The sequence below is a fragment of the Kitasatospora nipponensis genome, assembly GCF_039528135.1.
Classification (GTDB): Bacteria; Actinomycetota; Actinomycetes; order Streptomycetales; family Streptomycetaceae; genus Kitasatospora; species Kitasatospora nipponensis.
Window position 1 is genome coordinate 1 of sequence record NZ_BAAALF010000022.1, and the last position, 12,799, is coordinate 12,799.

At 74.8% G+C, this 12,799-nt stretch carries 11 protein-coding genes; 5 read left to right on the plus strand and 6 right to left on the minus strand.

Annotated elements, in window-relative coordinates; genetic code table 11:
• Positions 1-159: 159 nt before the first annotated feature.
• The 5 genes from ABD323_RS09300 to ABD323_RS09320 form a co-directional block, all read right to left on the minus strand.
• The gene (locus tag ABD323_RS09300; RefSeq protein WP_344440778.1) at positions 160-486 is read right to left on the minus strand and encodes a hypothetical protein; all 327 of its coding nucleotides are present in this window, start codon (positions 484-486) and stop codon (positions 160-162) included.
• Entirely contained in the window at positions 483-845 is a 363-nt protein-coding gene (locus ABD323_RS09305) for a hypothetical protein (protein ID WP_344440779.1), read from the minus strand. The genes ABD323_RS09300 and ABD323_RS09305 overlap by 4 nt, the downstream gene beginning before the upstream one ends.
• Complete coding sequence (locus ABD323_RS09310; RefSeq protein WP_344440780.1) at positions 842-1,618, minus strand: ferric reductase-like transmembrane domain-containing protein; 777 nt, start codon at positions 1,616-1,618, stop codon at positions 842-844. Before ABD323_RS09310 ends, ABD323_RS09305 begins: the two co-directional genes overlap by 4 nt.
• 205 nt (positions 1,619-1,823) lie before the next feature.
• A complete protein-coding gene (locus ABD323_RS09315; RefSeq protein ID WP_344440781.1) occupies positions 1,824-3,269 on the minus strand; it encodes a sensor histidine kinase in 1,446 nt (481 codons plus the stop codon).
• Complete coding sequence (locus tag ABD323_RS09320; protein ID WP_344440782.1) at positions 3,266-3,997, minus strand: response regulator transcription factor; 732 nt, start codon at positions 3,995-3,997, stop codon at positions 3,266-3,268. The genes ABD323_RS09315 and ABD323_RS09320 overlap by 4 nt, the downstream gene beginning before the upstream one ends.
• Positions 3,998-4,280: 283 nt before the next feature.
• Here ABD323_RS09320 and ABD323_RS09325 point away from each other — a divergent pair, with 283 nt between their 5' ends.
• Entirely contained in the window at positions 4,281-7,004 is a 2,724-nt protein-coding gene (locus ABD323_RS09325) for a helix-turn-helix transcriptional regulator (protein WP_344440783.1), read from the plus strand.
• A gap of 472 nt (positions 7,005-7,476) precedes the next feature.
• The gene (locus tag ABD323_RS09330; protein ID WP_425555928.1) at positions 7,477-9,627 is read left to right on the plus strand and encodes a putative Ig domain-containing protein; all 2,151 of its coding nucleotides are present in this window, start codon (positions 7,477-7,479) and stop codon (positions 9,625-9,627) included.
• A 190-nt stretch (positions 9,628-9,817) separates the two neighbouring features.
• Here the strand turns inward: ABD323_RS09330 and ABD323_RS09335 are convergent, their stop codons facing one another.
• On the minus strand, positions 9,818-10,987 hold the full coding sequence (locus ABD323_RS09335; protein WP_344440785.1) for a helix-turn-helix transcriptional regulator: 1,170 nt from the start codon (positions 10,985-10,987) through the stop codon (positions 9,818-9,820).
• A gap of 151 nt (positions 10,988-11,138) precedes the next feature.
• Here ABD323_RS09335 and ABD323_RS09340 point away from each other — a divergent pair, with 151 nt between their 5' ends.
• From ABD323_RS09340 to ABD323_RS09350, 3 genes are all read left to right on the plus strand, one after another.
• Positions 11,139-11,315, plus strand: a complete 177-nt coding sequence (locus tag ABD323_RS09340; protein WP_344440786.1) for a hypothetical protein — start codon at positions 11,139-11,141, stop codon at positions 11,313-11,315.
• Between the two features lie 414 nt (positions 11,316-11,729).
• Positions 11,730-11,918: a lysine biosynthesis protein LysW gene (locus ABD323_RS09345; protein WP_344440787.1), complete on the plus strand. Its 189-nt coding sequence runs from the start codon at positions 11,730-11,732 to the stop codon at positions 11,916-11,918.
• Positions 11,915-12,799, plus strand: coding sequence for a RimK family alpha-L-glutamate ligase (locus tag ABD323_RS09350; protein WP_344440788.1), 885 nt, complete (start codon positions 11,915-11,917; stop codon positions 12,797-12,799). The genes ABD323_RS09345 and ABD323_RS09350 overlap by 4 nt, the downstream gene beginning before the upstream one ends.

Below are 12,799 nucleotides of genomic sequence, written 5' to 3' on the forward strand. Positions count from 1 at the left end.
CCACGCCGGCCGCCCGGTGGTGGCGCCGCCCGCAGCCGCGCGGGCCGGACCGTTCGCCCGGGCCGGGCCGTTCGGGCGGACGCCGCGGCGCGAGCGGATCGGGCACCGCAGGTGGAACGTGCGAGTCGAGCGGGTCGAGCAGTCATCACGTCGCCTTCCTCACCGACCACCGGCCCCTGGTGGATCCGGCGCCGACCGGTCCGGGGCGGCCCGGACGACGGCGGTGTCGGAGGCCGGCACCTGGCCGGGCGGCATCGGCGGCGCGGTCAGCAGCAGGTGCAGGTAGGCCCCCATGGTGGCGAGCATCACCACCGCGATGAAGGGCCAGCGGATGCCCAGCCGGGCCGGCAGGCTCAGTGCCCACTCCGGCAGACCGGCGGGCGACCGGCCACCGCCGCGCCGGCGGCGGCCCACGCCACGGGCCGCCCGCCGACCGGCCGCGCGCCCGCGACCCGAACGGTTCGCGCCGCTCGTCCGGCGGCTCATCGGGCGCTCCGGCGACGCGCGGTCCTGGTCCGCGGCTGGGGGCCGGTCAGGCCGATCCGGTCGCGGTGGTCGAGGAGTTCCACGGGCATGTCGAAGGCCACCGCGGCGACCAGTTGACTCGCGTGCACGGTGTCGCGCCGGTAGGCGGCGAACCGCTCGGCGCGCAGCGAGCCCTCGACGATCTCCATCCGCTCCCCCAGCGCGGGCACCCGGGCCACCGGCGCGGGCGGGTGCATCGGTGCGGGCGGGAGCACCGGCGCGGGCCAGGGCGCCGGCGGGGAGCCCTGCGGCAGGATCGGCTGCTCGGGCTGGGCACACGGCCACCGCACTGCGGGCGGCCCGTAGTCGAGAGAGGTCATCGCACCGTTTCCGAGAGATGGGTGAAAGCGCGTCGGCGCAGCCGGGTCGGCGAGGGCAGCACCCTGATCAGGAAGGCCAGCAGGCACAGGCCCGCACCACCGGCGACCCCGATCGCGACGGCGTTGAGATGGCGCGGCTCCGGGTGCACGGTGAAGATGTGCAGCCAGATCAGCGCGAAGGCGGCGTACGCGCACTGGTGCACGCGCAGCCAGCGGTGGTAGCCCAGGCGCCGCTGCAGCCAGAGCGCACAGGCGACCACCACGGCCAGTTCCAGGCCGAGGATGCCGAAGCCGACCGGGATCCGCTGCTCGCCACCGACGAACGGGACGACCAGCTCACGCGCGCCGATCCGCCAGATCGGCTGGTACAGGAAGGAGGAACCGTGCACGGCCCCGAAGATCAGGGCGCTCAGGGCGAGGGTGGTGTGCGCGCCGTGCACCGTCGCCCGGTTGACCACCCGCTGGAAGTACCGCAGGCGCAGCACGACCCCGAGCAGCACGGTGGCCACCATCAGGGCGTAGGCGAGCAGCGCGGCCAGCCGGGCGATCCGGTGCACGCCCGGGTCGTAGGGCACCCGCCGGTCGTAGGCGTCCAGCGGCGAACCGGGGATGGGCGCGGCGGCGGCCTGCGGCCCGAGCAGCGCGCAGGCCAGCAGCAGGAGCAGCACCAGGACCAGCAGGACCGCGCAGCGCACCGGCGGTCGTGCTCCCGGGCGGCGTTTCGGTGCCCGCGCGGTGTGGCCTGCGGCCGGAGCCGGTGCGTCAGTGATCATGGGCTGGATTCCTTGCGTGGTCGCTTCGCGCGAGCAGGGCGCGGCCGACGGAGGGCACCCGGGCCGACCCGCCTTCCCCGGTCGCCAGGGGCCCGACTGCCCTGATCGTACGAGCCGTTGGGACCGCGCAACCGGCCTGCCGGGGTGCTTAACGAACGCCTAAGGTTGCGCTCACCCGCTGGTACGGACCGGGGTCGGTGAAGGGCTAGGACCGGCCGCGGAGCAGGGTCTCGGCCGGGCGGCGGCGCCGGTGGCGCCAGGGCGCGCCGAGGCCGCGGCGGGGCGGCTCGGCGAGGCCGAACACGACCTGGATCCGGGCGCCGCCCAACTCGCTGCGCAGCACGCTCAGGTGGCCGCGGGTCGAGGCGGCGGTGCGCCGCGCGATGTCCAGCCCCAGGCCGGTGGATCCGCCGACGCCCATCGCGCGGGCCGGTGCGCCGTGCGGGTCCGCGATGCCCGCGCCGGCGTCCTCGACCACCAGGACCACGCTCTGCGCGGTCCGTTGCACGCCGACCGCGAATCCGGTGCCCTGCGGGGTGTGCCGGAAGACGTTGCCGACCAGCGCGTCCACCACGGCCGCGAGGTCGTCCTGCGACACCGGGACCGGCGTCGGCTCGTCGGTCGCGCTGAACCGGCAGTCGCGGCCCTGCTGGGCGGCGAGCACGGACCAGAAGCCGACCCGGCGGCGGGTCGCCTCGGCGACCTCGCACACCGGTTCGCCCGCGGCGCCGCTCGGCGGCAGGGGCCACGGGTCGAACGGCGAGGCGCTGCGCGGGGTGCTCGGCGAGCCGCCCTGCGGGGCCCGGGCGGCCACGATGATCGAGTCCACCTCGGACTCGATCTGGTGCACCGCCGCCGCCAGCCGGTCCGCGCCCCGCACCGGGCCGATCTGCTCGCCGGCCAGTCGCAGCGCGGTGAGCGGGGTGCGCAACCGGTGCGACAGGTCGGCGATCAACTCGCGTTCCGCGGCCATCAGCCGGGTGATCCGGTCCGCCATCGCGTTGAACGCCGCACCGGCCTCGTGCAGTTCGCGCGGGCCCGCGGGCGTCACCCGGATCTCCAGGTCCCCCGCCCCCAGCGCGTTCGCGGCCGAGGACAGGCCCCGCGAGGCGCGCACCATCCGGGCGCCCAACCGGTCGGCCACCAGCACCGATCCGAGCACCAGGCCGAGGACCAGCAGCGCCAGCACCGCGCGGCCGGTGGCCACCCCACGGCTCAACTCCGCCTGCGGGACGAACTCCTCGACGACCGCGACCCGGCCACGGTCCAGCAGCACCGGTTGCAGGTAGTCCCAGCCGCCCGCGGCGTCGGCCCCGACCGCCTCCCGGCGCTGGATTGCCCGGTCCAGCAACACCGCCGGGGCGTGCGGGGATCCGATCAACTCGCCGGTCGGCAGGTGGACGCAGAGCCGGTCGGCGAAGTCGGCGCCGCGCACCGCCGCCCGCACCTCGGCGGCCTGGTCGACCTCGCTCTCACCGGTGTCCCCGGCGGCGAGCGCCAGCAGCGGCGCGACGGCGGCGGCCCGGCGCTGCGCGGCGTCGGTGGCCGCCGTGCGGGCCTGGCTTCCGAGCAGCAGGGCCAGTGGGACCACGAAGGAGAGCGCGACCATCGAGGTGACGGTCAGCGCCACCAGCGCGAGGGTGGCCCTCACGACGGGCAGACCAGCTTGACCCCCACCCCTCGGACCGTGTGCAGGAACCGCGGCCGCACCGCGCGCTCGCCCAACTTGCGGCGCAGGCACGAGAGGTGGACGTCGACCGTCTGCTCGTCCACGTACGGGCGGCGCCACACCTCCTCCAGCAGCTGCTTCTTGGAGACCACCGTGCCGGCGTGCCGGGTCAGGAACATCAGCAGGTCGAACTCGCGCCGGGTCAGCAGCACTTCCCGGCCGGCCAGGTGGACGGTGCGGGCCAGCGGGTCGAGTCGCAGCTCGCCGACGGTCACCGGGGCGGTACCCGGATCGGGACCGGGACCGGGCCGCCCTCCCCCGGGGCGACCGGGCGCCGCGGCACCGGGCGGGCCGCCCCGGCGCAGCACGGCCGCCAGCCGGGCGACCAACTGACCACCGGAGAACGGCTTGACGAGATAGTCGTCAGCACCCGCGTTGAGCAGTCTGATGATCTCCCGGTCGTCGTCGCGCGCGGTGGCCACCAGGACCGGGACCTGGGACAGGCCGCGGATCATGCGCAGCGCGTCGGCGCCGTCCAGATCGGGCAGGCCCAGGTCCAGCACGACCGCGTCCGGCTGCCACCGGGTCACCTCGCGCAGGCCGCCGAACCCGTCGGGGGCGCTGCGCACCAGCAGCCCGTGCGCGGTGAGGATCTCGATCAGCGCGGTTCGGATGACCGGGTCGTCTTCGATGACTAGGACTGAGGTCATGGCGCACACCGTAGCCGATCCGCCCGAACTACCCGCAAGAGTCGCTCGATTGGCGGTGAAGCGGTCGAATTCGGGCACCGGCGGCCCGCTGCCCGAACGGAACCTTGGGCGTGGGTTGTCGCTGCGCGCGATCCTGGCCACCCCGTACCTGCTGACCGCCACCCCAGCCAGGCCCCCGCCACCGCGCCGGCCGCCGACCACCCGTCAGACCCGCATCCGGGCACCGCAGCGAGGTCCGTTTAAGGACTAGACCAATTCGGATGTCCGGGTGGAGACTTTCGCCATGAGCGACGCGACGGTCCTGCTGGGTCGCGACGAGGTGCTGGTCCGCTGCCGGGCGGGCCTCGCGGACGGCGGCGGGGTCCTGCTGACCGGCCCCGCCGGCATCGGGAAGTCCGCGATCCTGGACACCCTCGACGACGAGGCGACCGAGGCCGGCGTGCTGGTCCTGCGCAGCAACTCCTCGGCGATCGAGGCCTCGCTGCCCTACCTGGCGCTCTACGACCTGCTCGCGCGCCCGATCGCCGAGCAGGACGGCCTGATCGCCCCCCACCTGCGCGCGGTCCTCGACGTGGCGCTGCTGCGCGCCCCCGGCGACGGCGCCCCCACCGAGCAACTGGCCATCCGGGTGGCGGTCCTGGAGCTGCTGCGGGCACTGGCCGCGGACCGCCCGGTGCTGCTGGTCCTGGACGACGCGCACTGCCTGGACCCCGCCAGCGCGCAGGTGCTGGGATTCGCGGCACGCCGGCTGCAGGGGCACCGGGTCAAGGTGGCCGCCGCCGAACGGGTCGAGTCCGGCGGCGAGCCGGCCTGTCTCGACCTGCTGCCCGAGCCGCGCACCGAACTGGCGGTCGGCACGCTGCCCGGGCCGGTGATCGGCGAACTGCTGCGCACCCGGCTCGGCTTGCCGCCGGCCGACCGGCTCTCCGAGCGGATCCAGAGCGCCAGCGGCGGCAACCCCTTCTACGCCCTGGAGCTCGCCCAGGCCGCGCTGCGTTCGCGGGCCCCGGTGAGCACCGACGAACCGCTGCCGGTGCCGCAGCGCCTGCGCGGCCTGCTCGCCGACCGGCTGGCCGCGCTGCCCCGCGAGGCGGTCGACGCCCTGCTGCTGGTGGCCGCTGCCGCCCGCCCGCACCGCCGCCACCCGGCCCAGGACGACCAGGCGCTGGCCGCGGCGCTGGCCGCCGGGGTGGTCGCCAGCGGGCCGGGCCCCGAACTGCGCTTCACCCATCCGCTGCTGCGGGAGATCATCTACGCCGACGCCACCCTCGCGCAGCGCCAGGCCTGCCACGCCACCCTGGCCGGCCTGCTGGACGACCCGCTGGAGCGGGCCAGGCACCGGGCGCTGGCCACCGCGGCCCCCGGCGCCGAGCTGGCCCGGGAGTTGGCGGACGCGGCCCGGATCGCGGTGACCCGCGGCGCGCCGGCACTGGCCGCCGAGCTCTCCCGGCTGGCCGCCGAACGGACCCCGGACGATCCGGCGCTGGCCGCCGAGCGGCTGCTCGCCGGCGCCCGGCACGCCTATGACGCCGGGCTGGTCGATCAGGCCAAGGAGGCCTGCGCGGCGGTGCTGCGCGGCCCCAACCGGGCGGCCCGGGTGGGCGCCCGGCTGCTGCTGATCGACCTGGCCGGCGGTGACCGCTCCGGCACCCCGGCCCTGCTCGACGCCGCACAGGCCGACGCCGGGGACGACCCGCGGCTGCGCGCCGGGGTCCGCCGCTACCGGGCCGACCACGCGATCAGCACCGGTGCGACCGAGTTCGGCCTGGCCGAGCTGGCCGCCGCCGAGCGGCACGCGCAGGAGTGCGGCGACGTCGACCAGCAGATCGACGTGATCGCGCTGCGGGCGCCGATCGAGATGCAGCTGCGCCCGGCGGCGGTGCTGCCCTCGCTGCGCCGGGCCGGCGCGCTGGCCGTCGGGCGGCCGGGCGCGGCGCTCAGTGCCGCGGCCATCCAGATCCGCTGCTGCCTGGTGGTCTGGCTGCTGCGCTGCGGGGAGGTCGCCGAGGCGATCGAGGCGGTGAACCAGCTGCGCACCGACGTCGAGAACGCCGGCCGGGTCAAGGACCTGGGCGACGTGCTGCACCTGGTCGCCTCGGTGCACGAGCGCGCCGGGCTCTGCGGCCAGGCGTACCAGGCGGGCCGGCTCGGCGGGCGGATGCGGGTGGAGCTGGGGCCCACCGCCGGCCCCGGGCTGGTGCTGAGCGCGGCCGCCGAGCTCAACGGTGGCAGCGCCGAGCAGGCCACGGAGTTGGCCGACGCCGCGATCCGGGCCGGCGAGCTGGCGGGCGACACCGAGTGGTCCGCCTACGCGCTGGGCATGCGCGGGCGCGCCGACCTGCTCGCCGACCGGCTGCCGCAGGCGGCCCAGCACCTGGGCCGCTGCCGGGCGATGCTGCGCGGCCTGGGCTTCACCGATCCCGCGCTCTTCCTGGTGGACGCCGACCTGATCGAGGCGCTGGCCCGCTCGGGCGAGACCGCGCAGGCCCGCCGGGTGCTGGACGAGGCGGTCCGGGAGGCCGCCCGGCTGGAGCGCCAGGTGGTCGGGCTCGGGCTGACCCGGGCCCGCGCGCTGCTGGTCGGGCTGGACGGCGGCCCGCACGGCGCCGCCGAGCAGCTGCGCGCGGCGCTGCCCGCCAGCCACCCCTACCCGCTGGAGAGCGCCCGGGCGCTGCTGGTCCTGGGCGACCTCGAACGCCGGGCCCGGCGCAGGGCCGCGGCCCGCACCGCGCTGCGCGCCGCGGCCCGGGCCTTCGCCACCGCGCAGTGCCTGCCCTGGCTGGCCCTCACCCGCGAGCGGCTGGCCCGGCTGGACGCGCCGCCGGGGGCGCTGAGCGAGCAGGAGCGGCAGATCGTCGAGCTGGTGCAGGGCGGCGCCACCAACCGGCAGATCGCCACCGCCCTGCACATCTCGGTCAAGTCGGTGGAGGGCAGTCTCACCCGGCTCTTCCGGCGCTTCGGGGTGCGCGACCGCACCGAACTGGCCGTACACCGCATCACCGGCTGACCCACCGGCCGACCCACGGTCACCCCACCCCGCCCCACCCCGCCCCGCCCCGCACCGCGCCGCCCTGCCCTGCCCCACCCGGGCCGCGGACCCCCCGCGGCCCGGCCCCACGGTGCCCGGGCCCCGGCAAGGGTCCCCCCTCGACTTTGCAAGCGAAGGTCAAGGGTGCCATTACGTCTTTGATTCATTGACCGTACCCGGGGTGCAGGCTACGTTTCCGCACGGCGCGGGTCGAGTTACCACCCCCACAACCCCCGCGCCGCGCACTCCCATCCTTCGACGCCCCGGCACAAGGGGCCGGTTCGCCGTGCCCGCGATCAGCGCCGGTCCGCGCGGGATGTGCTCGCGGGCGACCCGCCCGGCGAGCCTGGTCCGCCCCCACCCAGGGGCCATGCTCTGGAAAGGAGTCCGAGTGGACACGCACCATTCGGAACGCCGCGCACGGTCCGCCCTCCTCGCCCCGCTCAGCGTCATGGGGCTGCTCGTCACCATGATGTCCGGTGCCTTCGCCGGCAGCGCCGTCGCCGCCCCCACGGCACCGGCCGCCGCCCCGAGCGGCGTCACGGTGGCCCGCTCCTGCGCCGTCCCGACCCACCCGGGCGAGTTGGCCTGCCTCGCCCTGCGGCGCACCGACCTGCGCGCGCAACTCGCCCCGGCGGCGCCCTCCGGCTACGGCCCCAGCGACCTGGCCAGCGCCTACAACCTGCCGGCCGGCGGCTCCGGCCAGACCGTGGCGATCGTCGACGCCCAGGACGACCCGAACGCCGAGTCCGACCTGGCCACCTACCGCTCCAGCTACGGACTGCCCGCCTGCACCACGGCGAACGGCTGCTTCCGCAAGATCGACGAGCACGGCGGCACCAGCTACCCGACGCCGGACTCCGGCTGGGCCGGCGAGATCTCGCTGGACGTCGACATGGTCAGCGCCGTCTGCCCCTCCTGCCACATCCTGCTGGTGGAGGCCGCCTCGGCCAACGTCAGCGACCTGGGCACCGCGGTGAACCAGGCCGTCGCCCAGGGCGCGAAGTTCGTCTCGAACAGCTACGGCGGTTCCGAGGACTCCTCGGTCGCCTCCTCGGACTCCTCGTACTTCAACCACCCGGGCGTGGCGATCACCGTCAGCACCGGCGACTCGGACACCGGCGCCGAGTACCCCGCCACCTCGCAGTACGTCACCGCGGTCGGCGGCACGGCGCTCAGCCGCTCCTCCAACGCCCGCGGCTGGAACGAGACGGTCTGGAAGACCAGTTCCTCCGAGGGCACCGGCTCGGGCTGCTCGGCCTACATCGCCAAGCCCTCCTGGCAGCACGACACCGGCTGCTCGCGCCGGATGGAGGCGGACGTCTCGGCGGTCGCCGACCCGGCCACCGGTGTCGCGGTCTACCAGACCTACGGCGGCAACGGCTGGGCCGTCTACGGCGGGACCAGCGCGGCCTCGCCGATCATCGCCTCGGTCTGGGCCCTGGCGGGCGCACCGACCGCGGGTGACCGGGCCGCCCAGTACCCGTACAACCACACCGGCAGCTTCAACGACGTCACCTCGGGCAGCAACGGCTCGTGCTCGGTGTCGTACTTCTGCAACGCCGGCGCGGGCTACGACGGCCCGACCGGCTGGGGCACCCCGAACGGCACCAGCGGCTTCGCCGCCGGGACCACCAGCAGCGAGACGGTGACCGTCACCAACCCGGGCAGCCAGAGCACCAAGGGCGGCAGCGCGGTCTCCCTGCAGATCTCCGCCACCGACTCGGCGGGCAAGTCGCTGACCTACAGCGCCAGCGGGCTCCCGGCGGGCCTGAGCATCTCCACCGCCGGCCTGATCACCGGCACCCCGAACACGGCCGGCACCAGCAGCGTCACCGTCACCGCCACCTCCGGCACCGCCTCCGGCAGCACCACCTTCAGCTGGACCGTCGGCTCCGGTGGCACCGGCGAGACCGTCACGCTGCGCAACCCGGGCAGCCAGAGCGGCAGCGTCGGGACCGCCGTCTCGCTGCAGGTCAACGGCAGTGACTCGGCCGGCAACGCGCTCAGCTACAGCGCCAGCGGCCTGCCCGCGGGCCTGAGCATCTCCACCGCCGGCCTGATCACCGGCACCCCCAGCGCCGCCGGCACCAGCAGCGTCACCGTCACCGCCACCTCCGGCACCGCCTCCGGCAGCACCACCTTCGGCTGGACCATCACCTCCGGTGGGGTCGAGACCGTGACGGTCGGCAACCCGGGCAGCCAGAGCGGCACGGTCGGGACCGCCGTCTCGCTGCAGGTCAGCGCCAGTGACTCGGCCGGCAACGCGCTCAGCTACAGCGCCGGCGGCCTGCCCGCGGGCCTGAGCATCTCCACCACCGGCCTGATCACCGGCACCCCCAGCGCCGCCGGCACCAGCAGCGTCACCGTCACCGCCACCTCCGGCACCGCCTCCGGCAGCACCACCTTCAGCTGGACCATCACCTCCGGTGGGGGTGGCGGCTGCAGCGGCGTACCGGCCTGGAGCGTCAGCACCTCCTACGTGCCGGGCGACCAGGTCTCGTACAACGGCCACAAGTGGCTGTCGACCTGGTACTCCACCGGCGCCACCCCGGGCGCGCCGGCCTCCTGGGCCGTCTGGTCGGACCAGGGCGCCTGCTGATGAGCCCGATGGGCCCTGAGGCAGGGCAGTAGCCCATCGGTAGCCGGGGCCGCGACGGACTGGGGAAACCGTCGCGGCCCCGTGCTCGCGCCCCCGCCCGTGCTCGCGCCGGTGGCATCGGACGGTCCGGCGGCCGCCCGGTGCCACCGGCGCGAGCACGGGCACACCGCGACAGGACGGGCTACCGGTCCTACGCGTCGAACCACCCGTTGCGGCGGGCGTAGCTGCCCGCCTGGAAGCGGCTCTCGGCGCCCAACTCGCTCATCAGGTCCGTGACATGGCGGCGGTAGGTGCTGGTCGACATGGAGAGCCGGCGGGCGGCCATCTCGTCCTTCAGCCCCGACTCCAGCAGTTGCAGCACCGAGCGGCGCAGCTCGTCCTTGGCCGAGCCGTAGCCCAGCCCGCTGGGCGCCGAGCTGAACGGCAGCGCGGAGTCCCAGCCGCTCTCCCAGGCCCGCTGGAGGTGGCGCACCAGCAGCGGCTCGCGGATGACCATCGCGCCCGCGCCACCGCTGTCCTGGTCGTCGGCGATCACCGCGGTCGACCAGTCGAAGAAGATGATGCGGTTGGGAATGTGACCGATCGTCCGTACTTCTGAGCCGATCGCGCTCATCCGGACCAGGTGCTGCTGCATGTAGCGGTGCGCCAGCACCGAGTGCGGGTAGAGCGTGCGCATCGACACCCCGCGGGCGATCAGGTCGGTGGTGCGCGCCAGCCCCTCCTCCAGCACCTCCGGCGGCGGCAGCAGCGGATGCGCGGCCGCGACCTCCACCCGGGTGGCCTCGGAGAGGTGCTCCAGCGTGGAGCGGACGGTGTCCAGCAGCGTCAGGTGCTCGATCTGGTGCTGGGTGGACTGCCCCTGCCAGGACTCCTCGAAGACCGGCTTCATGCTCATCACGTGGCCGCGCAGCCGCTCGGCCTCCCGGTAGCGGCGCTGGATCTCGGCCTCGATCGGGCCGGCCAGGTGGGCGGCGGCCGCGTTCGGGCTGAACGGGAGGTACCCGGCGCTCTCGGCGCCGTCCGGCTCCCCCGCGGCCCCGGACCGCGCTGCGCCGGGCCGCTGCGAGCCGCTGTGCAGCAGGTGCAGCCGGGCCAGGTCGCGCACGGCCGCGTCCACCTCGGCCATCGGGACGCCCAACCGCATCGCCGCCTTCGCCGGGTCCAGCCAGCCCTGCTCCAGCGCCCACCGGTAGAGGGCCACGTGGAGCTCCCCCAGGGCCGGTGCGTCGTCCGGGGGGCCGGGTGCCCGATCGCCCGGGAAGCCGCCCGGGAAGCCGTTCCCCAGGCCGTTCCCCAGGCCGTTCGGCGAACTGTCCGGCGAGCTGTTCGGGAGGCCGTCCGGGGAATCGGTCGTGCGCATCCTCTGTGCCCTTCACTGCTGAGTGGTTGTCACTTGCTAGTTGTCATCACCGGGCGGGGGTGGCGCGCAGCGGGTCGCCTCGGGCACGGTTGTCCCCGAGAGAGAAACCGCTGGCTTCCGGTAGAAGTCACCATCTCGCAGGGGGAACACCATGAAGCTCAAGGCCGCCGCACTGTCGCTCATTTCCATCTTTGCGCTGGGCGGTTTCCTTGTCGCGGCGAATGCCGCGCCGGCCACCGCTCAGCGGAATTCCACCGTCCGGGTGGCTGCCGACGCGCCGACCGTCGCGGTCGCCCCCGACGCCCTCGGTGACGTCATCTGGCACTAGCAGGACGTCTGGCCGGGCGGCGGGCCGCGCCCGGCCTCGCACAGCGGCACTCTGAGACGTCTGCTCGGCGCATGTCGTACTCTCCGGCGACTCGGAAACAAGCGAGAGACAAGGACTCGGTGGCCCGGCCAGGGGGCCGGCCACCGACAACCTTCCGGATTATAACCACCCTCTCGTAGCGGCTCCCCGGGCCACCCGGGTCCCGCTTTTTATTCCCCTCCGCCATATCCGATGGGCCATCAGTTTCGGCACCCGTCGGGCGGATCACACACCTGCGCGGTCGGCCGCGGGCCGGATCGGGCCGCGCTGCCCGGGGTACTCGAACGCCCCAAATGGGCGTTCTCGCAGAAATCCCCGATCGGGTCGCAGAACCCCGGAAACACCGCAGAAACACCCCAGAAGGGAAACGTGACAATGACCACTGCCGTCGACACGCCCAAGTGCCTCGTGTGCGACACCGACTTCGAGGTCCAGGCGGACTGGGAGAAGGGCGAGATCGCCGAGTGCGGTGCCTGCGGGCAGGAGCACGAGGTGGTCGAGAAGACCGACGCCACCGTCCGGGTCGAGCTGGCCCCCGAGGTCGAGGAGGACTGGGGCGAGTGACCTCCTCGGAGCCTGAGGTCCTGCTCTCGGTCACCATGCTGCGACCGGACGAGAAGCTGCTCCTGCAGGCGCTGCGCGCCCAGGGGCTGCCGGCCCGTCCGGTCCTGCTGGAGGACCTGGCGGAGGTGGTGGCGGGGCACACGGCCCCGCCCGGCCTCGCCCTGATCAGGAACCTGTCCCACCGGGAGGCGATCGGCGTCGCCCGGCGGCTGGAGTTCGTCGGGGTGGAGACGCTGAACCGCACCGCCACCATCGAGACCTGCAACGACAAGGGCCTGCAGGCCCTGCTCTTCGCCCAGCACGGGATCCCGCACCCCGTCTCGCGGCACGCGTACAGCTACGCCCAGGTCCGCGCGGCGGTCGACGCGCTGGGCTGGCCGGCCGTCCTCAAGCCGGTCAGCGGCTCCTGGGGACGCGGCGTCACCCGGATGACCGACGAGGCCTGCGTGGACGCCTGGGTGGGCGGGCGCGAGTCCGCCGACGCCGGCGGCAAGCTCTTCCCCGTCCTGGTCCAGGAGTACATCGACAAGCCCGGTCACGACCTGCGGGTCGTGGTGGTCGGGCGCACCCCGGTGGTCGCCATCCAGCGGGTCTCCGACGACTGGCGCACCAACACCCACCTGGGCGCGCAGGTGCGGCGGGTCGAGATCACCGACGAGATCCACAAGCGCTGCGCGCAGGTGGTGGACGCGCTGGGCGAGGGCTTCTACGGGGTCGACCTGGTGGAGGACCGCTCCACCGGCGAGCTGATGGTCCTGGAGGTCAACGCCAACCCCGAGTTCGCGCGCTCCAGCGCCCAGCACGGCGTCGACGTGGCCGGCCTGCTGGCCGCCCAGGTGGCGCAGACCTACCAGGCCAACCTGAGCCGCGCGGCCGCCTGA